Source organism: Sulfitobacter sp. PS-8MA, from assembly GCF_040933935.1.
Lineage (GTDB): Bacteria > Pseudomonadota > Alphaproteobacteria > Rhodobacterales > Rhodobacteraceae > Sulfitobacter.
Genome location: NZ_JBFQYJ010000006.1, coordinates 1585323 through 1609945, shown reverse-complemented (window position 1 = coordinate 1609945; position 24623 = coordinate 1585323). Strand labels below are relative to the sequence as shown.

The 24623-nt window shown below is 62.1% G+C and carries 25 protein-coding genes; 19 read left to right on the top strand and 6 right to left on the bottom strand.

Features of this window, described 5'->3' with window-relative positions; translation table 11 throughout:
* The first annotated feature begins 4 nt into the window (after positions 1–4).
* The 13 genes from nuoG (at position 5) to AB4M76_RS11930 (ending at position 13902) form a co-directional block, all read left to right on the top strand.
* Entirely contained in the window at positions 5–2020 is a 2016-nt protein-coding gene (gene nuoG, locus AB4M76_RS11990) for an NADH-quinone oxidoreductase subunit NuoG (RefSeq protein ID WP_368442099.1), read from the top strand.
* 5 nt (positions 2021–2025) lie between these two features.
* Positions 2026–2400, top strand: a complete 375-nt coding sequence (locus tag AB4M76_RS11985) for a hypothetical protein (RefSeq protein WP_368442098.1) — start codon at positions 2026–2028, stop codon at positions 2398–2400.
* 6 nt (positions 2401–2406) lie between these two features.
* Positions 2407–3447 carry an NADH-quinone oxidoreductase subunit NuoH gene (gene nuoH, locus AB4M76_RS11980; protein ID WP_368442097.1) on the top strand — a complete coding sequence of 347 codons (1041 nt, stop codon included), beginning with the start codon at positions 2407–2409 and terminating at the stop codon, positions 3445–3447.
* A gap of 1 nt (position 3448) precedes the next feature.
* Complete coding sequence (nuoI, locus tag AB4M76_RS11975; protein WP_067263454.1) at positions 3449–3943, top strand: NADH-quinone oxidoreductase subunit NuoI; 495 nt, start codon at positions 3449–3451, stop codon at positions 3941–3943.
* The gene (locus tag AB4M76_RS11970; RefSeq protein WP_368442094.1) at positions 3940–4356 is read left to right on the top strand and encodes a carboxymuconolactone decarboxylase family protein; all 417 of its coding nucleotides are present in this window, start codon (positions 3940–3942) and stop codon (positions 4354–4356) included. Before nuoI ends, AB4M76_RS11970 begins: the two co-directional genes overlap by 4 nt.
* Positions 4353–4955 carry an NADH-quinone oxidoreductase subunit J gene (locus tag AB4M76_RS11965; RefSeq protein ID WP_368442093.1) on the top strand — a complete coding sequence of 201 codons (603 nt, stop codon included), beginning with the start codon at positions 4353–4355 and terminating at the stop codon, positions 4953–4955. The genes AB4M76_RS11970 and AB4M76_RS11965 overlap by 4 nt, the downstream gene beginning before the upstream one ends.
* Before the next feature lie 260 nt (positions 4956–5215).
* Positions 5216–5521: an NADH-quinone oxidoreductase subunit NuoK gene (gene nuoK / locus AB4M76_RS11960; RefSeq protein ID WP_368442092.1), complete on the top strand. Its 306-nt coding sequence runs from the start codon at positions 5216–5218 to the stop codon at positions 5519–5521.
* Between the two features lie 4 nt (positions 5522–5525).
* A complete protein-coding gene (nuoL, locus tag AB4M76_RS11955) occupies positions 5526–7658 on the top strand; it encodes an NADH-quinone oxidoreductase subunit L (protein WP_368442091.1) in 2133 nt (710 codons plus the stop codon).
* Complete coding sequence (locus tag AB4M76_RS11950) at positions 7658–9220, top strand: NADH-quinone oxidoreductase subunit M (RefSeq protein ID WP_368442090.1); 1563 nt, start codon at positions 7658–7660, stop codon at positions 9218–9220. The genes nuoL and AB4M76_RS11950 overlap by 1 nt, the downstream gene beginning before the upstream one ends.
* Before the next feature lie 14 nt (positions 9221–9234).
* The gene (gene nuoN, locus AB4M76_RS11945; protein WP_368442089.1) at positions 9235–10680 is read left to right on the top strand and encodes an NADH-quinone oxidoreductase subunit NuoN; all 1446 of its coding nucleotides are present in this window, start codon (positions 9235–9237) and stop codon (positions 10678–10680) included.
* 23 nt (positions 10681–10703) lie between these two features.
* Positions 10704–11435, top strand: a complete 732-nt coding sequence (locus AB4M76_RS11940) for a biotin--[acetyl-CoA-carboxylase] ligase (protein WP_368442088.1) — start codon at positions 10704–10706, stop codon at positions 11433–11435.
* A gap of 21 nt (positions 11436–11456) precedes the next feature.
* Positions 11457–12233, top strand: a complete 777-nt coding sequence (locus tag AB4M76_RS11935) for a type III pantothenate kinase (protein WP_368442087.1) — start codon at positions 11457–11459, stop codon at positions 12231–12233.
* 1 nt (position 12234) lies between these two features.
* Positions 12235–13902 carry a ribonuclease J gene (locus AB4M76_RS11930; RefSeq protein ID WP_368442086.1) on the top strand — a complete coding sequence of 556 codons (1668 nt, stop codon included), beginning with the start codon at positions 12235–12237 and terminating at the stop codon, positions 13900–13902.
* Here AB4M76_RS11930 and AB4M76_RS11925 read toward each other — a convergent pair.
* From AB4M76_RS11925 to AB4M76_RS11905, 5 genes are all read right to left on the bottom strand, one after another.
* Positions 13886–14548, bottom strand: a complete 663-nt coding sequence (locus tag AB4M76_RS11925; protein WP_368442085.1) for a hypothetical protein — start codon at positions 14546–14548, stop codon at positions 13886–13888. The two genes, AB4M76_RS11930 and AB4M76_RS11925, sit on opposite strands and share 17 nt — an antisense overlap.
* A 102-nt stretch (positions 14549–14650) precedes the next feature.
* A complete protein-coding gene (locus AB4M76_RS11920; protein WP_368442084.1) occupies positions 14651–16177 on the bottom strand; it encodes a DEAD/DEAH box helicase in 1527 nt (508 codons plus the stop codon).
* Between the two features lie 141 nt (positions 16178–16318).
* Positions 16319–17257, bottom strand: a complete 939-nt coding sequence (locus AB4M76_RS11915; RefSeq protein ID WP_368442083.1) for a glycosyltransferase family 2 protein — start codon at positions 17255–17257, stop codon at positions 16319–16321.
* A gap of 81 nt (positions 17258–17338) precedes the next feature.
* Entirely contained in the window at positions 17339–18958 is a 1620-nt protein-coding gene (locus AB4M76_RS11910) for a peptide chain release factor 3 (protein WP_368442082.1), read from the bottom strand.
* Between the two features lie 54 nt (positions 18959–19012).
* The gene (locus AB4M76_RS11905) at positions 19013–20023 is read right to left on the bottom strand and encodes a Hint domain-containing protein (protein WP_368442080.1); all 1011 of its coding nucleotides are present in this window, start codon (positions 20021–20023) and stop codon (positions 19013–19015) included.
* Positions 20024–20163: 140 nt separating this feature from the next.
* Here AB4M76_RS11905 and AB4M76_RS11900 point away from each other — a divergent pair, with 140 nt between their 5' ends.
* The 4 genes from AB4M76_RS11900 (at position 20164) to AB4M76_RS11885 (ending at position 22892) form a co-directional block, all read left to right on the top strand.
* Positions 20164–20943 (top strand): SDR family oxidoreductase, encoded by a 780-nt coding sequence (locus AB4M76_RS11900; protein ID WP_368442079.1) that lies wholly within the window; start codon positions 20164–20166, stop codon positions 20941–20943.
* A 164-nt stretch (positions 20944–21107) separates the two neighbouring features.
* Positions 21108–22196, top strand: coding sequence for an ABC transporter ATP-binding protein (locus tag AB4M76_RS11895; protein ID WP_368442078.1), 1089 nt, complete (start codon positions 21108–21110; stop codon positions 22194–22196).
* A complete protein-coding gene (locus tag AB4M76_RS11890) occupies positions 22193–22543 on the top strand; it encodes a Lin0512 family protein (RefSeq protein WP_368442077.1) in 351 nt (116 codons plus the stop codon). The genes AB4M76_RS11895 and AB4M76_RS11890 overlap by 4 nt, the downstream gene beginning before the upstream one ends.
* Positions 22536–22892 carry a Lin0512 family protein gene (locus AB4M76_RS11885; RefSeq protein WP_368442076.1) on the top strand — a complete coding sequence of 119 codons (357 nt, stop codon included), beginning with the start codon at positions 22536–22538 and terminating at the stop codon, positions 22890–22892. The genes AB4M76_RS11890 and AB4M76_RS11885 overlap by 8 nt, the downstream gene beginning before the upstream one ends.
* A gap of 44 nt (positions 22893–22936) precedes the next feature.
* Here the strand turns inward: AB4M76_RS11885 and AB4M76_RS11880 are convergent, their stop codons facing one another.
* The gene (locus AB4M76_RS11880) at positions 22937–23599 is read right to left on the bottom strand and encodes a helix-turn-helix transcriptional regulator (protein ID WP_368442074.1); all 663 of its coding nucleotides are present in this window, start codon (positions 23597–23599) and stop codon (positions 22937–22939) included.
* Positions 23600–23770: 171 nt separating this feature from the next.
* Here AB4M76_RS11880 and AB4M76_RS11875 point away from each other — a divergent pair, with 171 nt between their 5' ends.
* Together AB4M76_RS11875 and tatB are read left to right on the top strand one after the other, a co-directional pair.
* Positions 23771–24028: a twin-arginine translocase TatA/TatE family subunit gene (locus tag AB4M76_RS11875; protein WP_368442073.1), complete on the top strand. Its 258-nt coding sequence runs from the start codon at positions 23771–23773 to the stop codon at positions 24026–24028.
* A 4-nt stretch (positions 24029–24032) separates the two neighbouring features.
* A complete protein-coding gene (gene tatB / locus AB4M76_RS11870) occupies positions 24033–24620 on the top strand; it encodes a Sec-independent protein translocase protein TatB (RefSeq protein ID WP_368442071.1) in 588 nt (195 codons plus the stop codon).
* Positions 24621–24623: the final 3 nt, after the last annotated feature.

The window sequence follows — 24623 nt, the reverse complement described above, 5'->3', positions numbered from 1 at the left end:
GCTTATGAGCGATATCCGCAAGATCATCATCGACGGTAAAGAAGTCGAAGTCGAAGGGGCGATGACGCTCATTCAGGCCTGCGAGCAGGTGGGCGTCGAGGTGCCGCGTTTTTGTTACCACGAGCGGTTGTCGATCGCCGGTAACTGCCGGATGTGTCTTGTGGAAGTCGTCGGCGGGCCGCCCAAGCCCGCCGCCTCCTGCGCCATGCAGGTCCGCGACCTGCGCCCCGGTCCCGAAGGCCAGCCGCCGGTGGTGAAAACCAACTCGCCCATGGTCAAAAAGGCCCGCGAAGGCGTGATGGAATTTCTGCTCATCAACCACCCGCTGGACTGCCCGATTTGCGATCAGGGCGGTGAATGTGATCTGCAAGATCAGGCGATGGCCTATGGCGTCGACTTCTCGCGCTACCGCGAGCCGAAGCGGGCCACCGAAGATCTCGATCTCGGTCCGCTGATCGAAACCCATATGACCCGCTGCATCTCCTGCACCCGCTGCGTGCGTTTCACGACCGAGGTTGCGGGCCAGCATGTGATGGGCCAGACCGGTCGGGGCGAAGATGCGGAGATCACGACCTATCTCGGCGCGCTGATCGACAGCAACCTGTCGGGCAACATCATTGATTTGTGCCCCGTCGGCGCGTTGGTTTCCAAGCCCTATGCCTTTACCGCGCGTCCGTGGGAACTCAGCAAGACCGAGAGCATCGACGTGATGGACGCGCTCGGCTCCAACATCCGCGTGGACACCAAGGGCCGCGAAGTCATGCGTTTCCTGCCGCGCAACCATGATGGCGTGAACGAGGAGTGGATTTCCGACAAGACCCGCTTCGTCTGGGATGGTCTGCGCCGTCAGCGTCTCGACACACCCTACATCCGTGAGAATGGCAAGCTGCGCAAAGCCAGCTGGCCCGAAGCGCTGAACGCGGCTGCGGCAGCGATGAAGGGCAAGAAACTGGCCGGTCTGGTCGGTGATCTGGTCTCGGTTGAGGCGGCCTTTGCGCTGAAGCAATTGATCGAAGGCCAGGGCGGTGTCGTCGAATGCCGCACCGATGGGGCGAAACTGCCTGCGGGCAACCGTTTCGGCTATGTCGGCAATGCGCGGATCGAAGATCTGGACGACGCCAAGATGATCCAGCTCATCGGCACCAACCCCGCCGTCGAGGCGCCAGTGCTGAACGCGCGCATCCGCAAGGCCTGGAGCAAAGGCGCCGAGATCGGCCTGATTGGCGAGGCCGCCGATCTGACCTATCCGCATCACCATCTGGGCAATGACCGCGCCACGCTCGACAAGTTGATGAACAGCGACTTCGACGAAGTGCTGGAACAGCCTTCGGTGATCGTCGTGGGGCAGGGCGCGCTGCGCGAAGCTGATGGTTCGGCGGTTCTGGCGAAAGCGATGGAGCTTGCCGAGAAGACCAAGAGCAAGCTGATGGTGCTGCACACCGCCGCGTCGCGCGTGGGTGCGATGGACATTGGTGCCGTGGCCGAAAACGGCATGGACGATGTGAACGCGGCAGAGGTGATCTACAACCTCGGCGCGGATGAAATCGAGATCGGCGAAGGCCCCTTTGTGATCTACCAGGGCAGCCATGGCGACCGGGGCGCGCACCGTGCCGACATCATCCTGCCGGGCGCCGCCTATACCGAAGAGCCGGGGCTTTTCGTCAACACCGAAGGCCGCCCGCAACTGGCGCTGCGCGCTGGATTCGCGCCGGGTCAGGCGAAAGAGAACTGGGCGATTCTCCGGGCGCTCTCGGCCGAGATGGGCGCGCAACTGGGCTATGATTCCATTGCCGAACTGCGTCGCAAGCTGACCGAGGCCGTGCCGCATCTGGCGAATATCGATGAGGTGCCCGACAACAAGTGGAGCGCGCTGCCTGCGGGCAAACTGGGCGATGCCTCCTTTGCCCCCGCGGTGCGGGACTTCTATCTGTCGAACCCGATCGCGCGGGCCAGCCAGCTCATGGCGGAACTGTCGGCCCTGGCCGCGGCGCGCCGGGCCGAGCCGATGGCGGCGGAGTGAGACCCATGGCGCTGGCCCCCTTGATGCTGCTGGCCGCCTGCGACCCGCAGGTGCCGGTGGCCGAGGATTTCATCCCCGAGTACAAGGGGGTGAAAACCCAGCTTCTGGACGGTGATCTGGTGCAGTTTAACGTGGCGATGACCAAGGCGCTGAGCGCGCAGGATGTGTCGGATTACGCCGAATGCGCCGCCGCGCAATATACGCTGATCCGGGGCTATGGTTTTGCACGACATGTGCGGACAAATGTGACCGAAGAGGGTGGCATATGGCGGGCAGATGCTGTTTACACGATCTCGCCGAGCCTGCCCAAAGGCTTGAAGACAATTGATGCCGAAGTGACCGCGTTTCAATGCGCGGAACGCGGCATTCCGACGGTGTGAGGACTTATGGCTGATTTCTTTTACACGACCGGGCTTGGCATTGCCCTGCTGACGGTTGGGCAGGTCTTGCTGCTGGTTGTACCGCTTTTGCTGGCGCTGGCCTTCCTCATGTATGCCGACCGCAAGATCTGGGCCGCCGTGATGATGCGCCGTGGCCCCAACGTGGTTGGCGTTTTCGGCCTGCTGCAAAGTTTCGCGGATTTCCTCAAATATATCGTCAAAGAAGTGGTGGTGCCTGCGGGCGCTGACAAGGGGGTCTTCTTCCTTGCGCCGATGATCACCTTTGTCATGGCGATGATCGCCTGGGCGGTGATCCCCTTTAACGAAGGCTGGATCCTGTCGGACATCAATGTGGCGATCCTCTATGTCTTCGCGGTTTCCTCGCTGGAGGTTTACGGCGTGATCATGGGGGGCTGGGCCTCGAACTCGAAATACCCGTTTTTGGGCTCGCTGCGCTCTGCCGCGCAGATGATTTCTTACGAGGTCTCGATCGGTCTGATCATCATCGGGGTGATCCTCTCGACCGGGTCGATGAACTTTAGCTCCATCGTGGCGGCGCAGGATGGCGACTGGGGTCTGCTGAACTGGTACTTCCTGCCGCATTTCCCGATGCTGATCCTGTTCTTCGTCTCGGCGCTGGCGGAAACCAACCGCCCACCGTTCGACCTGCCGGAAGCGGAATCGGAACTGGTGGCCGGCTATCAGGTGGAATATTCCTCCACGCCCTTCCTTTTGTTCATGATCGGTGAACTGGTGGCCGTGGTGCTGATGTGCGCCTTGGTCTCGCTGATGTTCTTCGGCGGCTGGCTCTCGCCGGTGCCGTTCCTGCCCGATGGCTTCTTCTGGATGTTCATCAAGATGCTGATGGTCTTCTTCATGTTCGCCATGGTGAAGGCAATCACGCCGCGCTACCGCTATGACCAGCTGATGCGGCTGGGGTGGAAAGTCTTCCTGCCCTTCTCGCTCTTCTGGGTGGTCTTCGTGGCATTCGCTGCAAAATTCGATTGGTTCTGGGGCATCTACGCCCGCTGGACCCTAGGGGGCTGATATGGCTGCGACTGACTACACCCGCGCCGCGAAATATTTCCTGCTGGCAGATTACGCCAAGGCGTTCATGCTGGGGATGCGCTATTTCTTTGCGCCGAAAACCACGCTGAACTACCCGCATGAAAAGGGGCCGCTGTCGCCTCGTTTCCGTGGCGAGCATGCGCTGCGGCGCTATCCCAATGGCGAGGAACGCTGCATTGCCTGCAAACTCTGCGAGGCGATCTGCCCCGCGCAGGCGATCACCATCGACGCCGAGGCGCGCGAAGACGGCTCGCGCCGCACCACGCGCTATGACATCGACATGACCAAATGCATCTACTGCGGTTTCTGTCAGGAAGCCTGCCCGGTGGATGCCATTGTCGAAGGGCCGAACTTCGAATTCTCGACCGAGACCCGCGAAGAGCTTTACTACGACAAGGCGAAGCTTTTGGACAACGGCGAACGCTGGGAAGCCGAGATCGCGCGCAACCTCGAAATGGATGCGCCCTACCGATGAGTGATCCCAAGAACCCCTTTGACGCGATGATGAAACAGGCGCAGGAAATGGCGAAAGCCTTTCCGGCGATGGACGCCTTTTCGCCCAAAGGGTTCGAGGCGATGATGGGCACCATGCCGAAAGAGATGATGGAGTTCTGGTTTGGCGACACGGTCAACAAGGGCGGGCTGGACGCGCGGACGCGGCTGCTGCTGACCCTGGCCGGGTTGACCATGCAGGGCGCGCAGAACGACATGGCGGTTCGCCAGACGGTGCGCCACGCGCGCGAAGCCGGGGCCACCAAGCAACATATCGTCGAGACCATCGGCCAGATGTCGGCCTTTGCCGGCATCCCGGCGATGACCCGGGCGCTGGAACTGGCGCAATCGGTGCTGGACGAGAACAAAGACACCAAGAAGGAAGACGGCGCATGACGGTCTTTTCATTTTACCTCTTCGCAATCAGCGTCATCACCGGCGGGCTGTTCACCGTGATCAGCCGCAACCCGGTGCATTCGGTGCTCTGGCTGATCCTGTCCTTCCTCTCGGCGGCGGGGCTCTTTGTGCTGCTGGGGGCGGAGTTCGTGGCGATGCTGCTAGTCATCGTCTATGTCGGCGCGGTGGCGGTGCTGTTCCTCTTCGTCGTGATGATGCTCGACGTCGACTTCGCCGAACTCAAGGCCGAGATGGCGCGCTATATGCCGCTCGCGCTGCTGATCGGGTTGGTGATCCTGATGCAATTCGTCATGGCCTTTGGTGCATGGGAACAGAGCACGGCGGCGGAAAGCCTGCTGGTCAATGCGATTGATCCGGCCCGCTTCAACACCGAGGCGCTCGGCCTGCTGCTTTACGATCGCTATCTCCTGCTCTTCCAACTGGCGGGTCTGATCCTGCTGGTGGCGATGATCGGGGCGATCGTGCTGACCCTGCGCCACCGTAAGGACGTGAAACGCCAGGACGTGGTGGCGCAGATGATGCGCGACCCGGCCAAGGCGATGGAACTGCGCGATGTGAAATCGGGGCAGGGGTTGTAAGAGCTGGGATTTTTTGAAAATTCCGGGGCCGTTTTCTTTTGAAGAAAACGGCTTAACCAAGAGAGAAAAGGACGTCGAAATGTCGAGAACAACAATCGTGGTAGTGGTCGTGGTGTTGATCGTCATCTTTTTCGGCGGCTTCAGCTTTATCGGCTAAACCCTCGGCGATCCCGGTGGCAGCCGGGGCAAAGTGATACTAGAAGCCCCTGATAATGGGGCGCGACCAAAGCCCATCAAGGGGCGGGAACGTAAGGGACGACATGATCGGACTTGAGCATTACCTGACAGTGGCGGCGACGCTGTTTGTCATCGGCATCTTCGGGCTTTTCCTGAACCGCAAGAACGTGATCATTCTGCTGATGAGCATCGAATTGATGCTGCTCGCGGTGAACATCAACCTCGTCGCCTTCTCCAGCTATCTGGGCGATCTGACGGGGCAGGTCTTCACGCTCTTCGTTCTGACCGTCGCCGCCGCCGAGGCCGCCATCGGCCTCGCCATTCTGGTCTGTTTCTTCCGCAACCGTGGCTCGATCGCGGTGGAAGATGTCAACGTGATGAAGGGCTGAGGCAATGGAAACCACGATCCTTTTCGCCCCGCTGGTGGGTGCCATCCTCTGCGGTTTTGGCTGGAAGCTGATTGGCGAGAAAGCCGCCCAATGGGTTGCCACGGGGCTTTTGTTCCTCGCGGCCTTCCTGTCCTGGGTGGTCTTCCTGACGCTGGACGGCCCGACCGAGCAGATCCAGATTCTGCGCTTTATCGAAAGCGGCACGCTGAGCACCGATTGGGCGATCCGCATGGACCGGCTGACCGCGATCATGCTGATCGTGATCACCACGGTGTCGAGCCTCGTGCATCTCTATTCCTTCGGCTACATGGCACATGACGAGAACTTCCGCGATAACGAAAGCTATCGCCCGAGGTTCTTCGCCTATCTGTCTTTCTTTACCTTCGCGATGTTGATGCTGGTGACCGCCGACAACCTCGTGCAGATGTTCTTTGGCTGGGAGGGCGTTGGCGTTGCCTCCTACCTGCTAATCGGCTTCTACTTCCGCAAGCCGAGCGCCAATGCGGCGGCGATAAAGGCCTTTGTCGTCAACCGGGTGGGGGACTTTGCCTTCCTCTTGGGGATCTTCGGCCTTTACATGCTGACGGATTCGATCCGGTTTGATGACATCTTTGCCCAGGCCGGTGATCTGGCCGAGCAGTCTGTTACCTTCCTGTGGACCGACTGGAACGCGGCGAATCTGATTGCCTTCCTGCTCTTTGTCGGCGCGATGGGTAAATCGGCGCAGCTTTTCCTGCACACCTGGCTGCCCGACGCGATGGAAGGCCCGACACCGGTCTCCGCGCTGATCCACGCCGCGACCATGGTGACCGCGGGTGTCTTCCTTATCTGCCGCATGTCGCCTCTGATGGAATTTGCGCCCGAAACGATGGCCTTTGTGACCGTGATCGGGGCCACCACCGCCTTTGTCGCGGCGACCATTGGGCTCGTGCAGACCGACATCAAACGCGTGATCGCCTATTCGACCATGTCGCAGCTTGGCTATATGTTCGTGGCCGCTGGCGTTGGCATGTATTCGGCGGCGATGTTCCACCTGTTCACGCACGCTTTCTTCAAAGCGATGCTGTTCTTGGGCGCGGGTTCGGTCATCCATGCGATGCACCATGAGCAGGACATGACCAACTATGGCGGTCTGCGTAAAAAGATCCCCTATACCTTCTGGGCGATGATGATCGGCACGCTGGCCATCACCGGTGTCGGCATCCCGCTGACGCATATCGGTTTCGCGGGCTTCCTGTCGAAAGACGCGATTATCGAAAGCGCCTGGGGCGGTGGCTCGATGTATGGCTTCTGGATGCTGGTGATCGCCGCTGCGATGACGAGCTTCTACAGCTGGCGTCTGATCTTCCTGACCTTCTTTGGCAAACCGCGCGGCAATAAGAAAACCCACGCCCATGCCCATGAAAGCCCGATGGTCATGCTGGTCCCGCTGGGCGTTCTGGCGCTTGGCTCGGTCTTTGCCGGGATGATCTGGTACGGCAGCTTCTTTGGTGCCGCGGATGAAGTGGGTGAGTTCTATGGCATCCCGATGGCTGAAATGGCCGCGGCAGATGACGCCCATGGGGCGGGCGCCGAGGATGATCACGGCGCGACCGGTCCGGTTGACGGTGACGAAGGGGCCGAGGCGCTGGTCGAAGGGCATCAGGACGCGGATACGCATCACGCAAACTTTGGCGGGCTGCCGGGCGAAGGGGCGCTTTACTTTGGCCCCGACAACCATGTGCTTGAGGACGCCCATTCGGCACCCAAATGGGTCAAGGTTTCGCCCTTTATCGCGATGCTCTCGGGCTTGGTCATGGCGCTGTGGTTCTACATCTGGAGCCCCACCGTGCCCGGCCGTCTGGCGGCCAACCAGCGTCCGCTTTACCTGTTCCTGAAAAACAAATGGTACTTTGATGAGGTCTACGACGTGATTTTCGTGCGTCCCGCCAAATCGCTCGGCCGGTTCCTGTGGAAGCGCGGCGATGGCAATGTGATCGACGGCACGCTGAACGGCGTCGCCATGGGGATCATCCCCTTCTTCACCCGGCTCGCCGGTAAGGCCCAGTCTGGCTACGTCTTCACCTATGCCTTTGCCATGGTGATCGGCATCGCGGTGCTGGTGACATGGATGACGATGAGCGGAGGAGCGAACTGATGGACACGCATCTGCTCTCAATCATTACCTTCGTTCCGGCTTTTGCCGCGCTGATCCTCGCGGTCTTCCTGCGCGGGGACGATGCTGCCGCCGGGCGCAATGCCAAATGGCTGGCCTTTATCACCACCACGGTCACCTTTGTGATCTCGCTCTTTGTGTTGTTCGAGTTTGACCCGTCCAACACCGAGTTTCAGTTCGTGGATGAGGCCGATTGGCTCTTGGGCCTGAAATACCGCCTTGGCGTCGACGGGATTTCGATCCTCTTCGTGATGCTGACCACTTTCATGATGCCGCTGGTCATCGCCGCGAGCTGGAATGTGGAGCATCGCGTCAAGGAATATATGATCGCCTTCCTGCTCTTGGAGACCCTGATGCTGGGCGTCTTCATGGCGCTGGATCTGGTGCTCTTCTATCTCTTCTTCGAGGCCGGGCTGATCCCGATGTTCCTGATCATCGGCATCTGGGGCGGCAAGGAGCGCATCTACGCGAGCTTCAAGTTCTTCCTCTACACCTTCCTCGGCTCGGTGCTGATGCTGGTGGCGATGGTGGCGATGTTCACCGAAGCCGGCACCACCTGCATCGGCGGCTGCGAGATCAGCCTGCTCACGCATAACTTCGCCTGGGATAACTTCGAGCTGCTGGGCATCCAGATCATCGGCGGCATGCAGACACTTCTGTTCCTCGCCTTCTTTGCCAGCTTCGCGGTCAAGATGCCGATGTGGCCGGTGCACACTTGGTTGCCCGATGCGCACGTTCAGGCGCCCACGGCGGGCTCCGTGGTGCTGGCAGCGATCCTGCTGAAAATGGGCGGCTATGGCTTCCTGCGGTTCTCCTTGCCGATGTTCCCGGTCGGGGCCGAGGTGATGACGCCGCTGATCCTCTGGATGTCGGCCATTGCCATCGTCTACACCTCGCTGGTGGCGCTGGTGCAGCAGGACATGAAAAAGCTCATTGCCTATTCCTCGGTCGCGCATATGGGCTTTGTGACCATGGGCATCTTTGCGGCGAACCAGCAGGGCATTGACGGGGCGATCTTTCAGATGGTCAGCCACGGCTTTATCTCGGGCGCGCTGTTCTTGATGGTGGGCGTGATCTATGACCGGATGCACACCCGTGAGATTGACGCCTATGGCGGTCTGGTCAACCGGATGCCCGCCTATGCGCTGGTCTTCATGTTCTTCACGATGGCCAATGTCGGCCTGCCGGGGACATCCGGTTTCGTGGGTGAATTCCTGACCCTGATGGCGACTTTCCAGGTGAACACCTGGGTCGCGGCGGTGGCGACCACCGGGGTGATCTTCTCGGCGGCCTATGCGCTCTGGCTCTACCGCCGGGTGGTGATGGGCGATCTGATCAAGGAAAGCCTCAAGGCTATCACCGACATGACCCCGCGCGAAAAGTGGATCGTCGCACCCCTCGTGGCGATGACCCTGATCCTCGGCGTCTATCCGGCGCTGGTGCTTGATATGATCGGGCCTTCGGTGGCTGCTCTTGTGGAAAATTACGACTTGGCGCTGGAGGCGGCTGACACCGTCGTGCAGACCGCCGATGCCTCGCATTAAGAAGGACTTGGCGCATGATATCCGCTGATCTGAACATCATTCTGCCCGAGATCGTCCTTGCGGGGTTTGCCCTGCTGGGGCTCCTTGTGGCGGTCTATACATCCAAGGACAAAACCGCCGGAGCGCTGGTCTGGCTGACCGCGGCGGTGATGGTGCTGCTGGCCGGTTGGGTGGCGATGTCGGGCGACGGCTCGACCAATATCGCCTTCTACGGGATGTTCATTGACGACAGTTTTGCCCGTTTCGCCAAGGTAACGATCCTGCTCTCGGCGGCGGCTGTGCTGGTCATGTCGCAAAGCTATATGAAGCTGCGCGGGCTGCTGCGGTTTGAATATCCGATGCTGGTGGCGCTTGCCGTTGTGGGCATGATGATGATGGTCAGCGCGGGCGACCTGATGGCGCTTTACATGGGGCTGGAGCTGCAATCGCTGGCGCTCTACGTCGTCGCCTCGCTGCGCCGCGACTCGGTGAAATCCACCGAAGCGGGTCTGAAGTATTTCGTGCTGGGCGCGCTCAGCTCTGGTCTGCTGCTCTATGGGGCCTCGCTGGTCTACGGCTATGCCGGGACGACGCTTTTCGCCGGGATCATCACCACGGCGCAAACCGGCGGCACCTCGCTCGGGCTGCTCTTTGGCCTCGTCTTCCTGATCTCTGGTCTGGCTTTCAAAGTCTCCGCCGTGCCGTTCCACATGTGGACCCCGGACGTCTATGAAGGCGCGCCGACGCCCATCGCGGCCTTCTTTGCCACCGCGCCCAAGATGGCGGCGATGGGGCTTTTCGCCCGGGTCATGCATGATGCCTTTGGTCATATCATCAATGACTGGTCGCAGATCGTGGCGCTTTTGTCGGTGCTGTCGATGTTCCTCGGCGGGATCGCGGCGATCGGGCAGACCAATATCAAACGTCTGATGGCTTTCTCCTCCATCGCCCATATGGGCTATGCGCTGATGGGGTTGGCCGCGGGAACCGCCTTTGGCGTGCAGGCGATGCTGGTCTATATGGCGATCTATGTGACGATGAACCTCGGCACCTTTGCCTTTATCCTGCTGATGCAGAAAGACGGCGCGCCGATCACCGATATCACCTCGTTGCATATGTATGCCAAGGCCGCACCGGGCCGGGCGCTGGCGATGCTGGTGCTGCTGTTCAGCCTCGCGGGGGTGCCGCCGATGCTGGGTTTCTTCGCAAAGTTCTATGTGCTGCGCGCCGCCTATGAGGCCGATATGACATGGCTCGCCGTGGCCGGCGTGATCGCCAGTGTCATCAACGCCTATTACTATCTGCGGATCGTCTTTTACATGTACTTCGGCGATGAGCGGTCTGAGACATTGGACAATCAGAACGGCGGTGTCCTGACCGTGGTGCTGATGGCCTCGGCGCTGATCATGATCGTCGGCGTGGCCAATATGTTCGGCGTCGAAAGCATGGCGGCTGCCGCTGCGGCATCGCTGGTGAACTGAGCCTTGCCGCGCGGGAGCACCGCATGAGCGGCTGGCCCACAGGCTATGATCGGCGCGTCTATGACACGCTCGATTCCACCCTTGCCGAGGCGGCGCGGTTACAGCCTGAGCTGACCGCGCCGACTTGGATTCTCGCCCTGGAGCAGACCGCCGCCCGAGGCCGGCGGGGGCGCAGCTGGTCGACGCCGCGGGGCAATTTCGCCGCCACATTGATCATGCCGCGCCAAGAAGCCCCCGGCGTCGCGGCCCTGCGCTCTTTCGTGGCCTCACTGGCCCTGTTCCGGGCCTTTGTTGCGGTAACGGGGCGGGAAGATGCATTCGCCCTGAAATGGCCGAATGACGTGCTGCTGAGAGGCGGCAAAGTGGCGGGCATATTGCTCGAAAGTTTGGGCGATCATCTGGCCATCGGGATCGGGGTGAACCTTGCCCATGCGCCGGCGGCGGGGGCGTTGGAAGCCCGCGCCTTGCCTGCTGTCACCCTGCGCGAAGCGGGGGCGCAACTGGCGCCCGAAGCCTTTCTTGACGTGCTTGCGCAAGAATACGCCGGTCTTGAAGAGCAGTTCACAACCTATGGCTTTGCCCCGATCCGCAGCGCTTGGCGCGCCCATGCCGCGCGTTTGGGGGAGACCATTACGGCGCGGACAATGCGGGACGAAACCACCGGGGTTTTCGAGGATGTGGATGCCGCGGGAAGCCTGATCCTGCGGACCGCGCAGGGGCTTGTGCCGATCACCGCGGCGGATGTGTTTTTCTGAGACCCAGAGAGGAGAGATGCCATGCTTCTGGCGATTGATTGCGGCAATACCAATACGGTTTTCTCGATCTGGGACGGGCAGGCGTTCATCGCGACATGGCGCACCTCGACCGAATGGCAGCGCACGGCGGATCAATATTACGTCTGGCTTAACACGCTGATGCGGCTGCAAAATATTCACGCTGACATCACCGATATGATCATCAGCTCGACCGTGCCGCGGGTGGTTTTCAACCTGCGCGTGCTGGCGGATCGCTACTTTAACACGCGCCCCCTGGTGGTGGGCAAACCCGGCTGTGACCTGCCCATTGATGTGCGGGTGGATGCGGGCACGCAGGTCGGCCCCGACCGGTTGGTCAACACCGTCGCGGGCTATGATCTCTACGGCGGTGATCTCATTGTGGTGGACTTTGGCACCGCCACGACCTTTGACGTGGTGGCCGCGGATGGCGCCTATATCGGGGGGGTGATCGCCCCGGGGGTGAACCTCAGTCTGGAAGCGCTGCACAATGCCGCCGCCGCTTTGCCGCATGTCGATATCTCCAAACCGAAGCGGGTGATCGGCACCAATACGGTGACCTGCATGCAGTCGGGTGTCTTTTGGGGTTATGTCGGGCTGGTTCGTGAGATATGTGACCGGGTAAAGGCGGAACGCGCCAGACCCATGCGCGTTATCGCGACGGGGGGGCTGGCTCCGCTGTTTCAACAGGCAGTCGACCTGTTCGATGATTATCAAGATGAACTCACGATGCACGGCCTGACCGTGATCCACGACTATAATAAGGACAAAGCTGAATAATATGAGCAGCGAAAGATTTATCTACCTTCCCCTCGGCGGGGCGGGTGAAATTGGTATGAATGCCTATGTTTATGGCTATGGCAAACCCGGCAAAGAGCGGCTGATCGTCGTCGATATCGGCGTGGCCTTCCCGGATATGGACAGCACGCCCGGCGTGGATCTGATCCTGCCTGACATCACATGGCTGAAAAAGCGCCGCGACCAGATCGAGGCGATCTTTATCACCCACGCCCATGAAGACCACATTGGCGCGATTGCCCATTCCTATCAGGCGCTGCAAGCGCCGATCTATGCGCGGGCCTTTACCGCGAATATCGCGCGGCGCAAAATGTCGGAGCATGGTCACCCCGAAGATGCCGTCACCACGGTCAGCGCTTGGCCCGAGCAGATCACCGCGGGTCCGTTCAAGGTGGGTTTCCTGCCGATCTCGCATTCGATCCCCGAATCCTCGGCCATGGTGATCGACACGCCCGACGGGCGCACGATCCATTCCGGTGACTTCAAGATCGACCGGACGCCCGGCGTGGGCGAGCCGTTTGACGACGCGCTTTGGGCCGAGGTCTGCAAGGATGGCGTCAAGGCGCTGGTCTGCGACTCGACCAATGTCTTCTCTGCCCATCCGGGCCGTTCGGAAGCCAGTGTCGGCCCCGAGATCGAGAAACTGGTCAGCAGCGCCGAAGGCATGGTCATCGCGACCACCTTCGCCTCCAATGTGGCGCGGGTGAAGACCCTGGCCGAGGCGGGCGAACGGGCAGGGCGTTCCATCGTGCTTCTGGGCCGGGCGATGAACCGCATGGTCGAAGCCTCAATCGAAACCGGCGTGATGAAGGACTTCCCGCCGGTGATCTCGCCCGAGAACGCCCGCGCGGTGCCGCGCGAGAACCTGATGCTGCTGGTCACCGGCAGCCAGGGCGAGCGCCGGGCCGCCTCGGCGCAGCTGGCGCGGGGCAAGTATCAGGGGATTGAGGCGAAAGAGGGCGATCTCTTCCTCTTCTCCTCCAAAACCATTCCGGGCAATGAACGCGGTGTGATCAGCATCATCAACCAATTCTCTGAAAAGGGTGTGGATGTGGTGGATGATTCCTCTGGCCTCTACCACGTCTCGGGCCACGCCAACCGCCCCGATCTGGAAACCCTGCACGCCATTGTGAAACCACAGGTGCTGATCCCGATGCACGGCGAGCATCGCCACCTGCGCGAACATGTGAAGATCGCGGATGGCAAGGGCATCACCGGTGTCCTGGCGGTCAATGGCATGATGGTCGATCTGTCGGGCAATGAGCCCAAAGTGGTGGAACATGTGGACACGGGCCGCATGTATCTCGACGGGTCGGTGCAGATCGGCGCGCTTGACGGTGTCGTGCGCGACCGGATCCGCATGGCGCTGAACGGGCACGCCACCGTGACGATGATCCTGGACGCCGACGACGAGCCGCTTGGCGAGCCTTGGGTTGACCTGATGGGCCTGCCGGAAACGGGCCGGTCCAATGCGCCATTGGTGGATGTGCTGGAGCAGGATCTGAGCCAATGGCTCAACCGTCAGAAAGCCGCCACCCTGCGCGATGATGACAAGCTGAACGACGGTCTGAAAAAGGTCGCCCGCCAGTCTGCGCAGAATGAGATCGGCAAGAAGCCCGAAGTCACCGTGGTGGTCAGTCGTCTGAACTGACCTCCGCATCGCCGCTGCACATATAGACCGCGCCGCCCACCGCGACCACGCTTACGCCGGTGGCCGCAAGGGCGGCGGGGGTCGACAATGCGGTGGCCAGCGTCGTGCCTGTGGCGGCCAGATTGGCGCTCAGGGCGGACGCCCCTCCGGTCAGAATGAAGGCCCCTGACTTATGCGCCACGGCGCGTAGGTTGTCGGGCTGGGTGACCGTCTCCACCGCGGAGCGCGCGATGCTTTTGCTGATCTCGACGGTCTCCTCCTTGGTGGTGTTCACCCGCTCGCAGAATGTCTTTTTGCAGTAGCCGCGATAGTTGCGCGCGCCAGGGATTAGGAAGTGCCCATCTTCGGGTGTGGTCGTCAGACAATAGCCGTCGATCTGGTCCAGCGGGACGGTGGTGGCAAGGTAATCGAACAAGACCCCGCTGTCGCAGGCGGGCGGCGCACCCCAAAGCCTGCTCCATTTCCGCGCGGGCCAGTTCATCAGCCGCTCGCGGGTGCCGACCTCATCCGCGAAATTCGCGAAATTATCCGCCTCGACAACCACTTCCGCGCCATTGACCACGGCTTGGCAGCGCTCGGCACTGGCGGGCGCGGGGGTGAGGGTGACGAAGGACAGGGCAAGGGCGATCAGGGCGTACTGCTGCATGGGAAACCTCTTTAGGGGTGTTTCACCTCACATAGCACAGACGAAAAAGCCGCCAATCCCGGTAGGGATCGGCGGCGAATTCATGCCAGATTTGGCCGCGGTTCAGATCCGCTCGCGGAAGCTCAGCCCGATGAAGTCCGGCGTGTGATCGCCCAGACCCACGACGCGGTTGTCATTGCCGCCGCGTTTGTCGTTCCGGCCCCGGCCGCCGCGGGATTTCTTTTCGTCCCGGCCACCGCGGCTGGATTTCTGGTCATCCTGTGCCGGGGCGGTCTCGGCCTTCTCGGCAGCGGCGGGCTGCTCTGCCGCTTCGGGCTTTGGCTCCTGCTGCGGCTCGGCTTTCGACGGATCGTCGACCGGCTTTTCCGCAGCTTTATCCGTGCGCGGCGCGTCGGATTTGCGGCTGCGCGAGCGGGTGCGCTTGGGCTTGTCGGCGCTTTTGGCCGGGGCCTCGGCGGTCTCTTCCGCAGGCTTCGCATTGCCCAGCGGGTTTTCGATGCGCGGAATTTCCTTTTGCACCAGACGTTCGACATCTTCAAAATTCTTATCGTCGCGCGGCTGGCAGATCATGATCGCCTTGCCATCGCGGCCCGCGCGGCCGGTGCGGCCAATGCGGTGCACATAGTCCTCGGCATGGCTCGGCACGTCGAAGTTGAAGACATGGCTCACGCTCGGCACATCAAGACCGCGGGCGGCAACGTCCGAGGCCACGAGGAAGCGCAGCTCGCCCTTGCGGAAGCCTTCCAATGTCTTGGTGCGCTGGCTCTGGTCCAGATCGCCATGGATGGGCGCCGCGTCATAGCCGTATTTTTTCAACGACTTGGCAACGATATCGACGTCCATCTTGCGGTTGCAAAAGATGATCGCATTGGTGCATTTCTCGCCTTCGGCGTCGATCAGCAGGCGCAGCAGCTTGCGCTTTTCGGAGCCTTCGCGGTCCTTGCGCGAGGCTTTGAACATCACCACACCTTGCTCGATGTTCTCGCTCGTCGTCGCCTGACGGGCCACTTCGATCCGCTCGGGGTTGCTGAGGAAAGTGTTGGTGATCCGCTCGATCTCTGGCGCCATGGTGGCCGAGAAGAACAGGGTCTGACGGGTGAAGGGCGTGAGGCCAAAGATCCGCTCGATGTCGGGGATGAACCCCATGTCGAGCATCCGGTCGGCTTCATCCACGACCATGACCTTGACGTCCGAGAGGATCAGCTTGCCGCGCTCGAAATGGTCCAGAAGGCGGCCCGGGGTGGCGATCAGCACGTCGACGCCCTTGTCGATCAGCTTGTCCTGCTCCTTGAAGCTCACGCCGCCGATCAGCAGTGCCTTGGTCAGCTTCAAATGCTTGGAATAGGTGTCGAAGTTCTCGGCCACCTGCGCGGCCAACTCGCGGGTTGGGCAAAGCACGAGGCTGCGCGGCATCCGGGCGCGGGCGCGGCCACGCGCCAGCAGCGAGAGCATCGGCAGGGTGAAGCTCGCGGTCTTGCCGGTGCCGGTCTGGGCGATGCCCAAGACGTCGCGGCCTTCGAGCGCGGGGGGGATGGCGCCCGCCTGGATCGGGGTGGGCGATTCGTAGCCAGCCTCATCAATGGCTTTGAGGACCTTGGCATTCAGGTTCAGATCGGAAAATTTTGTCATGTGCGTCCGGGTTGAGCGGACACTGACTTGGCCCGCGGCAGCAATACAAGCCGGCCCGAATGGCCCGAAAGGCGGCAACTGCCGCGGCATGTTCCAAAAGCGCATAGCAAGTTGTGGCCTAGTCGTCAAACACTTGGCGGTTCAGAGCTTGGCTTGCGGAAAATGCCGCCGCGCGATGGCATCAAGGTTCAGATCGACTTTGCGCAGCAGCCCATGCGCCTTTAGCGCAGCGCGCAGCTCCGGGGTGTCGGCGCTGACCTCATCAAAGAGGGCGCGCAGCCCGGGCTCGCCGCCTTCGGATTCGATCATCTCGAAGAGCTCATGCATGGAGAGCCCGCCCCGGTCCCGCGGCCGATTGGGGGCGAGTTCGGCGCGGTAGGAGCCTTTTTCAAGCCGGTAGCGATAGGCGGCAAGCCAGTCTTCCCAAGACTTTGCATGTAGATGCGCCAGCGCGATGCCCGGTTGCTGCTCCGGCCCGTCGATTATCTCGTCGTCCTGAAACACATTATGGATCTGCACCCGGATGCCTTCGAGCCCGGTGCGGACAAAGACCTTGCCGGCCAGATGGCTCAGAAAGCCGCCTTTGATATAGGGGCCATAGGTCGGATAGATTTCGGCCACGGTGCTGGCGCGGGCCGGGCCATTGGGGATGAAGGCCTTGAAATGGCTGTTGTCGCCGGAAAGCGATTCCATCGGGCGGATGCGGGCAATCTGCTGATCGGCGGGCAGGGCCGAGAGGATTTCCGCCACCGGGCGTTCTGGCACAAGAAATTCATCGACATCCATATGGATCAGCCAATCCACATCATCCGCGCGGCGGTAGGCATGGGTGGCGTTCTGCGACTGTCGGACTTGGTGTTTCGCCGGGCGACGCCCTGCCAGTTTGCGCCAATGCGCGGCGTCACAGGTCGTCACCCGGATCTTTGGCTGGGCTTTCAGCGCGCCAAAAGCCTCCGGGTTTTCGGCGTCCAGATAGAGGTAGAGCCGATGCGCGCCGGCTTCGAGGTGATAGGCAGCAAAGCGAAGTATCTCAGGCGCGGGAGCCAGTATCGTGGCCGAAAGGCCCCATCTTGTCGTCATGTCGCGTCCTGTCCCCCATCTGGGGAAAGAATGACAGGATGAGCCGTGGAATCAAGATTTTCTGCCGAGGGTCGGCGGAGATTAGACCATCATTTCTTTCGTCGCGGTCAGCTCGATATCCGGGTAATCGCGGTCTACCCGGTCAATGTCCCATTGCAGCCGGGTCAGGTAAACGATGTCACCATCGTGGTCGAAAGCGATATGCTGTTTGTTGGCTTCGGTAAACTTGTCAACGGCTTGCTTGGGCCCCTTCACCCAACGGGCCGAGGTGAACTGCGAGGGTTCAAACCGCACCGGCAGACCGTATTCCAGCTCGATCCGGCTGGCCAGCACTTCGAACTGCAACTGGCCGACGACGCCCACGACAAAGCCCGAGCCGATCGAGGGTTTAAACACTTTCGCAGCGCCTTCTTCGGCAAATTGCATCAGCGCCTTTTCAAGATGTTTCGCTTTCAGCGGATCGCCCGCGCGGACCGATTGCAAGAGTTCCGGCGCAAAGGAGGGGATGCCGCTGACGCGCAGCGCTTCGCCTTGGGTCAGCGTGTCGCCGATGCGCAGCTGCCCATGGTTGGGGATGCCGATGATGTCACCGGCCCAGGCCTCTTCGGCCAATTCACGGTCCGAGGCCAAAAACATCACCGGGTTGGAGATCGTCATCGGCTTTTTGGTGCGCACATGGGTCATCTTCATGCCGCGTTCAAAATGCCCCGAGGCGAGGCGAACAAAGGCCACCCGGTCGCGGTGTTTGGGGTCCATATTGGCCTGCACCTTGAAGACAAAACCCGCGACCTTCTTCTCTTCGGGCAGGATCTGGCGCGGCGTGGCGGCTTGGATCTGCGGCTCCGGCCCGTATTTCGCGATGCCTTCCATCAGCTCGCGCACGCCAAAGGAGTTGATCGCCGAGCCGAACCAGATCGGGGTCAGCGTGCCTTCATGCATGGCCTTGAGGTCCAACGGCGGCAGCAGTTCGCGCGCCATTTCCAGATCTTCGCGCAGTTTCTCCAGCAGGGCGGCAGGAACATGCTCGGCCAGTTTCGGGTCGTCCAGCCCTTCGATCTTGATGCTGTCGGCGACGCGGTTCCGGTCGGCGCGGTCCATCAGTTCCAGACGGTCGCGCAGCATGTCATAGCAGCCGACGAAATCGCGGCCGACGCCGATGGGCCAGCTTGCGGGGGTCACGTCGATGGCGAGGTTTTCTTGAATCTCGTCAATGATATCAAAGGTATCGCGGCTTTCGCGGTCCATCTTGTTACAGAAGGTCAGGATCGGCAGATCGCGCATCCGGCAGACTTCGAAGAGCTTTTGGGTCTGGCTTTCCACACCTTTTGCCCCGTCGATCACCATCACGGCGGCGTCCACCGCCGTGAGCGTGCGGTAGGTGTCTTCGGAGAAGTCCGAGTGGCCGGGGGTGTCGACGAGGTTGAAGCGATAGTTGGTGTCGCCGCTCAGGAAATCAAAGGACATGGCCGAGGCGGAGACCGAAATCCCCCGGTCTTTCTCCATCGCCATAAAGTCCGAGCGCGTGCGCCGCGCCTCGCCCTTGGCGCGCACTTGCCCGGCCATCTGAATCGCCCCGCCAAACAGCAGGAACTTTTCAGTCAGCGTGGTCTTGCCCGCGTCAGGGTGGCTGATGATCGCAAAGGTGCGACGGCGCGCGATTTCGGCGGGCAGGGCGGGGCGGTTTTGGGGCGTGTCCAACATGTGAGGGCGTATAGACGCGGCGCGGGCAGGCGGCAAGTGGCCGCGGTGCTGCGATCAGCGCGCGCTGGCCTTGCGCAGCAGCGCGGCGGCATCGGGCCGGTCGAGCAGCGCTTCGGCCAGATCAAGCCCGGCATGGGGCAGATCGGAATGGCCGGGGATCACCTCGCCCATGGCCGCTGAAAGCTCGGAGGGCAGGACCGAGCGGGTGCGGCTGTCGACCAACATCGATTCCGCCGCGATGCCTTCGGCAAAGATGATCTGATGGCTGTCGAAAAGAAGTTGGAAGTAATCGACAAAACCGCCGTCCTGCACCGTCACACTGTCGCCATTCACCAGATGCCGCGCCTTGACCAGCAGTTCCGAGCGGCCCGCGCCCATTTCATCGCTGCGTTGATAGATGAACAGCCGGTGATCCGGGCTGACGATCAGGTCGTGTTCGTTGTTGAGCGTGCCGGCGCGGATGCGGATCGGGGCAAATTCACCGACCGCCCGCAGCGTGCTTTGCCCGATCCAGCGCAGCGGCTGCACACCATCGTCGCGGGTCAGGATGCGGTCCCCGACGCGCAGCTCCTCGATCGGGCGCAGCTCGCCGGTGCTCAGCGAGATATGGGTGCCCCGGGTGAAGGACACACAGGCCATCTGACCGAATTTCTGCCGGGTGTTCTCGGTGTCGACCCCCACCAGACGATAGGCCACCGCGGGGCGAAGCGCGCCCAGGGGCAAGAGGTATATCCCGGTGGCATGGCCGGCGCGGTCCACTTCGACCAGAAGCAGGGCTTCCTGGGTCTGCCCGTCCGGAGACATGAGCGTGAGCAGGCTGTCGAGATGCAGATCCGCCCCCGCCCGGCCGCCCTGGGTATCGGCGGCAAGGCGCAGATTGCCGGCGCATGTCTCGACGGAGAGCCGGATCGGCCTGGCGTCCCGCGCGAGTTCATAGCTGTCGTCGAGCATCAGTTCGGCGGCAAAGGACAGCGGGTCGCCCATATTCGCCCCATCGCTCGCACAGAATTCTGCGGCGCGGTAAACGGCGATGTTTTGGGCCGGAGCGGGGCGGGAAGAAGACATGGCGGGCCTTTGACGTGAAGCGTGATTTGCCGATGAATTAGGCACAGATTGTGGCCGCGATGGGTCACGCCTTGGGTGATTTGCTGGCATCGGCGGCACAGCGTGGTAGGCATATGCAAATGCATAGGAGGAATCGCAATATGGATCTGGGAATCAAGGGCAAAAAGGCGTTGGTCTGTGCCTCGTCCAAAGGGTTGGGGCTGGGCTGTGCCGAGGCATTGGCCGCAGCGGGGGTGAACCTTGTGATGAACGCGCGCGGCGCTGAGGCGCTGGAGGCCTCGGCCGAACGCATTCGTCAGGAACATGCGGTGGAGGTGACCACCGTGGCCGCCGATGTCGCCACCGAAGAGGGGCAGGCGCTGGTGATCAAAGCCGCCGAAGGCTGTGACATCCTCGTCAACAACGCGGGCGGCCCGCCGCCGGGCATGTGGCAGGATTGGGACCGCGAGGACTTCATTCAGGCGCTCGACGCCAATATGCTCGCCCCGATCGCGCTGATCAAAGCCTTGGTGCCCGGCATGATGGAGCGCGGCTGGGGCCGGGTGGTCAATATCACCAGCCAATCCGTGCGCGCGCCCATTGCGGTCTTGGGGCTCAGCAACTCTGCGCGGACCGGGCTGACCGGCTATGTCGCCGGCACCGCGCGGCAGGTGGCGGGCAAGGGGGTTACGATCAACAATCTTCTGCCGGGTATCCATGCCACCGACCGGGCGGATTCGCTCGATGGGGCGGTGGTGCAGAGCAAAGGCATCACCCTTGATGAGGCCCGCGCCGAGCGGCAGGCGACCATCCCGGCAGGCCGTTATGGCACCCGCGAAGAGTTCGGCGCCGCCTGTGCCTTCCTCTGCTCACAACATGCGGGATTCATCGTGGGGCAGAACCTGCTGCTCGATGGGGGCGCCACCAATATCACAATGTAAATTGTGATCGGCACCGCGCTGGCCCTGTGACCATGGGGGCGGGCCGTGAAAGCTGGGCCGGGGCAACTGCGCCGGCCATACCCCTATGGCGGCGCGGTGCTTGCGGGGGCGCGGCGGGGCTGATAGCTGCTTTCCGAGCGATTTAATCGGATACCGCATCTGTCATGAGTGATCCCACCCCCCGACTGGAAATCAAGAACCTGCGCCGCAGCTATGGCGGGCGACAGGTGGTCGACGACGTGTCTTTGCAAATCATGCCGGGGCAGGTGACCTGCCTGCTCGGCCCCTCGGGCTGCGGCAAATCCACCACGCTGCGCATGATCGCGGGCGTTGAGATGCAGGACAGCGGCACGATCCATGTCGACGGCAAGCTGATTTGCGACACGGTGTTCCGCGTGCCGCCCGAGCGGCGCGAGATCGGGCTGATGTTTCAGGACTTCGCGCTGTTCCCGCATCTGAGCGTGGCCGACAACGTGGGCTTTGGCCTGAAGAAAGGCACCAAGGCCGAAAAACGGGCGCGGATCGAGGAGCTGCTCGAACGGGTTGACCTGCTGCGCTATATCGACGGCTACCCGCATCAACTTTCGGGCGGCGAGCAGCAGCGTGTGGCACTGGCCCGTGCGCTCGCCCCGCAGCCGCGCATCATGCTGATGGATGAGCCCTTCTCCGGCCTCGACAACCGGCTGCGCGATGGCATCCGGGACGAGACGCTGAGCATCCTGAAGGAAGAGGACACCGCCGTTCTGCTGGTCACCCATGAGCCCGATGAGGCGATGCGCATGGCCGATGAGATCGCGCTGATGCGCGACGGCAAGATCGTCCAGCAAGGCGCGCCCTATAACGTCTATACCCGCCCCGTCGACCGCGCCTCGGTCGCCTTTTTCAGCGATGCGAATGTGCTGGAGGCCACGGTGAACGGCGCCTTGGCCGATACGGTCTTTGGTCAGTTTCTGGCCCCCGGTGTGGCCGATGGCACCCCGGTTAACATCGTCTTCCGCCCGCAGCATCTGCGCATCGACTTTGACCGCGCCGGCAAAGGCCCGCGCCCCACGGCGACCGATGGCACCCCGGCCCGCGCAGTGGTGGAACGCGCGCGATTCATGGGCAATGAAAGCCTTGTGGAGTTCAAGCTCGAAGAGGATGGCTCGCGGCTCAAGGCCACCGTGCCCAATGTCTTTCTGCCGCAGCCCGGTGCGGTCATGTGGCTTACCGTGCGCCGCGACCGCTGTTTCGTTTTCCCGGTGAAACCGTGACCCCGTTGCTGGTGGAGTTCGGCATGGGATCCTCCCTGCGCCGGGGCGATTATACACAGGCCGCGAAACGCGCGGTGCAGGATGCGCTGTGGCATAATTCGATCAATCTGGCCGAGCTTTTCGGCTTTGATAAATCCGCCATGCGCATCACCCTCGACGTGGGCGTGCAGCGCCCCGATCTGGTGGACGTCGAAGCGCTGCGGGCGGTCTTTCCCTATGGCGCGGTGACGGTGCAGCTGCATCACGGCGGGCTCGACGTGCCGCGCCCTGAAGGCCGTGGCATGCCGACGGTCATGGCCAATGTGGCGCTCTCGGTCGGGTTCGATATGGAGCGCTCCGATGGCTGAACAACGGATCATCATCGAGATGGGCATGGGCAATGATCTGCACGGGATGGACTATACCAAAGCCTGCGCCCGCGCCATTGAAGATGCCCTGCGCCATTCCTCCCTGCCGCTGTTCGGCGCGCTGGACGTGACAGCGGATGAGATGCGCGTGCAGGTCACCGTGGCGGTGCAGGAGCCTGAGAAGGTGGATGTCGACGCGCTGGTGGCGAAACTGCCGCGGGGCCGGGCCGAGGTGCGTGCCGTGACGGGCGGGCTGAATGTGCCCACGGGGCAGGATGTGATCGTGGTGGCGCAGGCCAGTGTCGAGGCGTTTCTGCCGCCGCAGACCGGCTGGCGATTGAAGCGCTGAGCCGGGGGGGCGCTGCCCCGCGGGCCTGCGTCTTTGATCCCGGGTTAGGGGCGGTAGTCCGCAAGCGTCTTGCCGGGCTCATCAACGAACAACTCCGGCAGAGCTTCAGCGCTTTCAATCTGATCCAGCGGATAGGCCGCGAACCCTTCCGCGCCCTCACGCCACGCCGTCAGCAGCCAGAACCGCCCCCAATTCTCCACCTTCAGCGGGCGCACCACCTGCGCCACCTCGCCCGCCACCCCGATCCGCAGCTTCTGCCGCGCCTGTATCGCCGCGCGCAGCACCGGCAGATGGGCAAAGACCCGTGTCGCCTTGCCCGGCGTCTCTAGCGCCTGCTGCCACGCCGCCCCTTCCGCGATCGTCTCAAGCGGCAGAACGGCATCGAACTTCGCCGCCAAAGTCTCCGCCGCGCCTTGCAAATCCGCATCCCCCACCTCTGCCGCCACCGCTAGGCCGAGGTTCAGCGCTTCCAATTCGGTGGGCGTCAGGGTCATCGGGGGCAGGGTGATCGCGGGGGTGATCCGGTAGCCTGCGCCGCGCGTCCCCGCAACCGGCAGGCCAGAGGCGCTGAGTTTTTCCATGTCGCGGTAGATCGTGCGCACCGAGACATCAAAGCGCGCGGCCAGATCCTCCGCCCGGTGGATCTGGCCGTCGCGCAGGAGGTCGACCAGCGTGACCAAGCGGTCTTTATGTTTCTTTGCCGTCATGCTCCTGACAAAAGCACGTCAGGAGGGATTCTGCACCCGCAAAATCTGCGCATCTCGTCGCCGAGGCGCCCCCTGCAAACTGCTTTGCCCCTTCATGCGGCCCGCGCCGCCCGTTATCACAGACCAAACCGGCGCGCCTCTACGCGTGCCAAACATGATGGGAGAACAGACATGTTGAACAATATCGGACTGCCGGGCCTGCTGCTGATCGCGGTTGTCGTGCTGGTGCTTTTTGGCCGGGGCAAGATTTCCTCGCTCATGGGTGAAGTCGGCAAGGGCATTACCAGCTTTAAAAAGGGCATCAGCGAAGGCGAAGAAGACAGCAAACACAGCGACGACATCAAACAGGTCGACGATGTGCACCATGCTGAGCACAACGACCCGGCGGCACCGCGCAACGACCTGAAGACCGACAAGGACCGGGTGTAACCCGATGTTCGATCTGGGTTGGACGGAGCTTCTGGTCATCGGCGTGGTGGCCCTGATCGTGGTGGGCCCAAAGGACCTGCCGGTGCTGTTTCGGCGCGTCGGGCAATTCGTTGGCAAGGCCAAGGGCATGGCGCGAGAGTTCAGCCAGGCGATGAATGATGCCGCCGATGAAAGCGGCATGCGCGAGATGTCGTCTTCGCTGAACAAATCGCTCAAGACCGCGACCAACCCTTTGGGCAGCGCCATGGACGAGGTGAAGGACGCGACCAAGTCGCTGACCGATTTTGACCCCGACAGCGAGACCGGCAAACTCGCCGCGCAAAAGGCCGAGGACAAGAAAAAGATCCAGGCCAGCACCGCCCGCGCCGCCGCCGAGCGCAAACAGCGCGAGGCGGCAGAAGCCATGGCAGAGGCCGAGGCGGCGGAGGCCGAGCTTTCCGATAGGCCCGCCACGGCAGCGACAGACCGGCCCGTGATCGAAAAGCCGGCTGCCGGGGAAGCCCCCGCCAAAGCGGCCCCTGAAACGCCCGCCACCAAGAAGCCCGCCACCAAGAAGCCAGCGGCCGGCAAACCCGCCGCGAAAAAAGAGTAAGTC

What these genes read in the sequence shown, in the direction of transcription:
- AB4M76_RS11930 (WP_368442086.1), top strand. Translation starts at nt 12,235, where the DNA reads ATGAGCAGCGAAAGATTTATCTACCTTCCCCTCGGCGGGGCGGGTGAA.
- AB4M76_RS11875 (WP_368442073.1), top strand. Translation starts at nt 23,771, where the DNA reads ATGTTGAACAATATCGGACTGCCGGGCCTGCTGCTGATCGCGGTTGTC.
- nuoK (WP_368442092.1), top strand. Translation starts at nt 5,216, where the DNA reads ATGATCGGACTTGAGCATTACCTGACAGTGGCGGCGACGCTGTTTGTC.
- nuoL (WP_368442091.1), top strand. Translation starts at nt 5,526, where the DNA reads ATGGAAACCACGATCCTTTTCGCCCCGCTGGTGGGTGCCATCCTCTGC.
- tatB (WP_368442071.1), top strand. Translation starts at nt 24,033, where the DNA reads ATGTTCGATCTGGGTTGGACGGAGCTTCTGGTCATCGGCGTGGTGGCC.
- AB4M76_RS11880 (WP_368442074.1), bottom strand. Translation starts at nt 23,599, where the DNA reads ATGACGGCAAAGAAACATAAAGACCGCTTGGTCACGCTGGTCGACCTC.
- AB4M76_RS11940 (WP_368442088.1), top strand. Translation starts at nt 10,704, where the DNA reads ATGAGCGGCTGGCCCACAGGCTATGATCGGCGCGTCTATGACACGCTC.
- AB4M76_RS11925 (WP_368442085.1), bottom strand. Translation starts at nt 14,548, where the DNA reads ATGCAGCAGTACGCCCTGATCGCCCTTGCCCTGTCCTTCGTCACCCTC.
- AB4M76_RS11895 (WP_368442078.1), top strand. Translation starts at nt 21,108, where the DNA reads ATGAGTGATCCCACCCCCCGACTGGAAATCAAGAACCTGCGCCGCAGC.
- AB4M76_RS11970 (WP_368442094.1), top strand. Translation starts at nt 3,940, where the DNA reads ATGAGTGATCCCAAGAACCCCTTTGACGCGATGATGAAACAGGCGCAG.
- AB4M76_RS11905 (WP_368442080.1), bottom strand. Translation starts at nt 20,023, where the DNA reads ATGTCTTCTTCCCGCCCCGCTCCGGCCCAAAACATCGCCGTTTACCGC.
- AB4M76_RS11950 (WP_368442090.1), top strand. Translation starts at nt 7,658, where the DNA reads ATGGACACGCATCTGCTCTCAATCATTACCTTCGTTCCGGCTTTTGCC.
- nuoH (WP_368442097.1), top strand. Translation starts at nt 2,407, where the DNA reads ATGGCTGATTTCTTTTACACGACCGGGCTTGGCATTGCCCTGCTGACG.
- AB4M76_RS11915 (WP_368442083.1), bottom strand. Translation starts at nt 17,257, where the DNA reads ATGACGACAAGATGGGGCCTTTCGGCCACGATACTGGCTCCCGCGCCT.
- AB4M76_RS11985 (WP_368442098.1), top strand. Translation starts at nt 2,026, where the DNA reads ATGGCGCTGGCCCCCTTGATGCTGCTGGCCGCCTGCGACCCGCAGGTG.
- AB4M76_RS11885 (WP_368442076.1), top strand. Translation starts at nt 22,536, where the DNA reads ATGGCTGAACAACGGATCATCATCGAGATGGGCATGGGCAATGATCTG.
- AB4M76_RS11910 (WP_368442082.1), bottom strand. Translation starts at nt 18,958, where the DNA reads ATGTTGGACACGCCCCAAAACCGCCCCGCCCTGCCCGCCGAAATCGCG.
- nuoI (WP_067263454.1), top strand. Translation starts at nt 3,449, where the DNA reads ATGGCTGCGACTGACTACACCCGCGCCGCGAAATATTTCCTGCTGGCA.
- nuoG (WP_368442099.1), top strand. Translation starts at nt 5, where the DNA reads ATGAGCGATATCCGCAAGATCATCATCGACGGTAAAGAAGTCGAAGTC.
- AB4M76_RS11935 (WP_368442087.1), top strand. Translation starts at nt 11,457, where the DNA reads ATGCTTCTGGCGATTGATTGCGGCAATACCAATACGGTTTTCTCGATC.
- AB4M76_RS11920 (WP_368442084.1), bottom strand. Translation starts at nt 16,177, where the DNA reads ATGACAAAATTTTCCGATCTGAACCTGAATGCCAAGGTCCTCAAAGCC.
- AB4M76_RS11900 (WP_368442079.1), top strand. Translation starts at nt 20,164, where the DNA reads ATGGATCTGGGAATCAAGGGCAAAAAGGCGTTGGTCTGTGCCTCGTCC.
- nuoN (WP_368442089.1), top strand. Translation starts at nt 9,235, where the DNA reads ATGATATCCGCTGATCTGAACATCATTCTGCCCGAGATCGTCCTTGCG.
- AB4M76_RS11965 (WP_368442093.1), top strand. Translation starts at nt 4,353, where the DNA reads ATGACGGTCTTTTCATTTTACCTCTTCGCAATCAGCGTCATCACCGGC.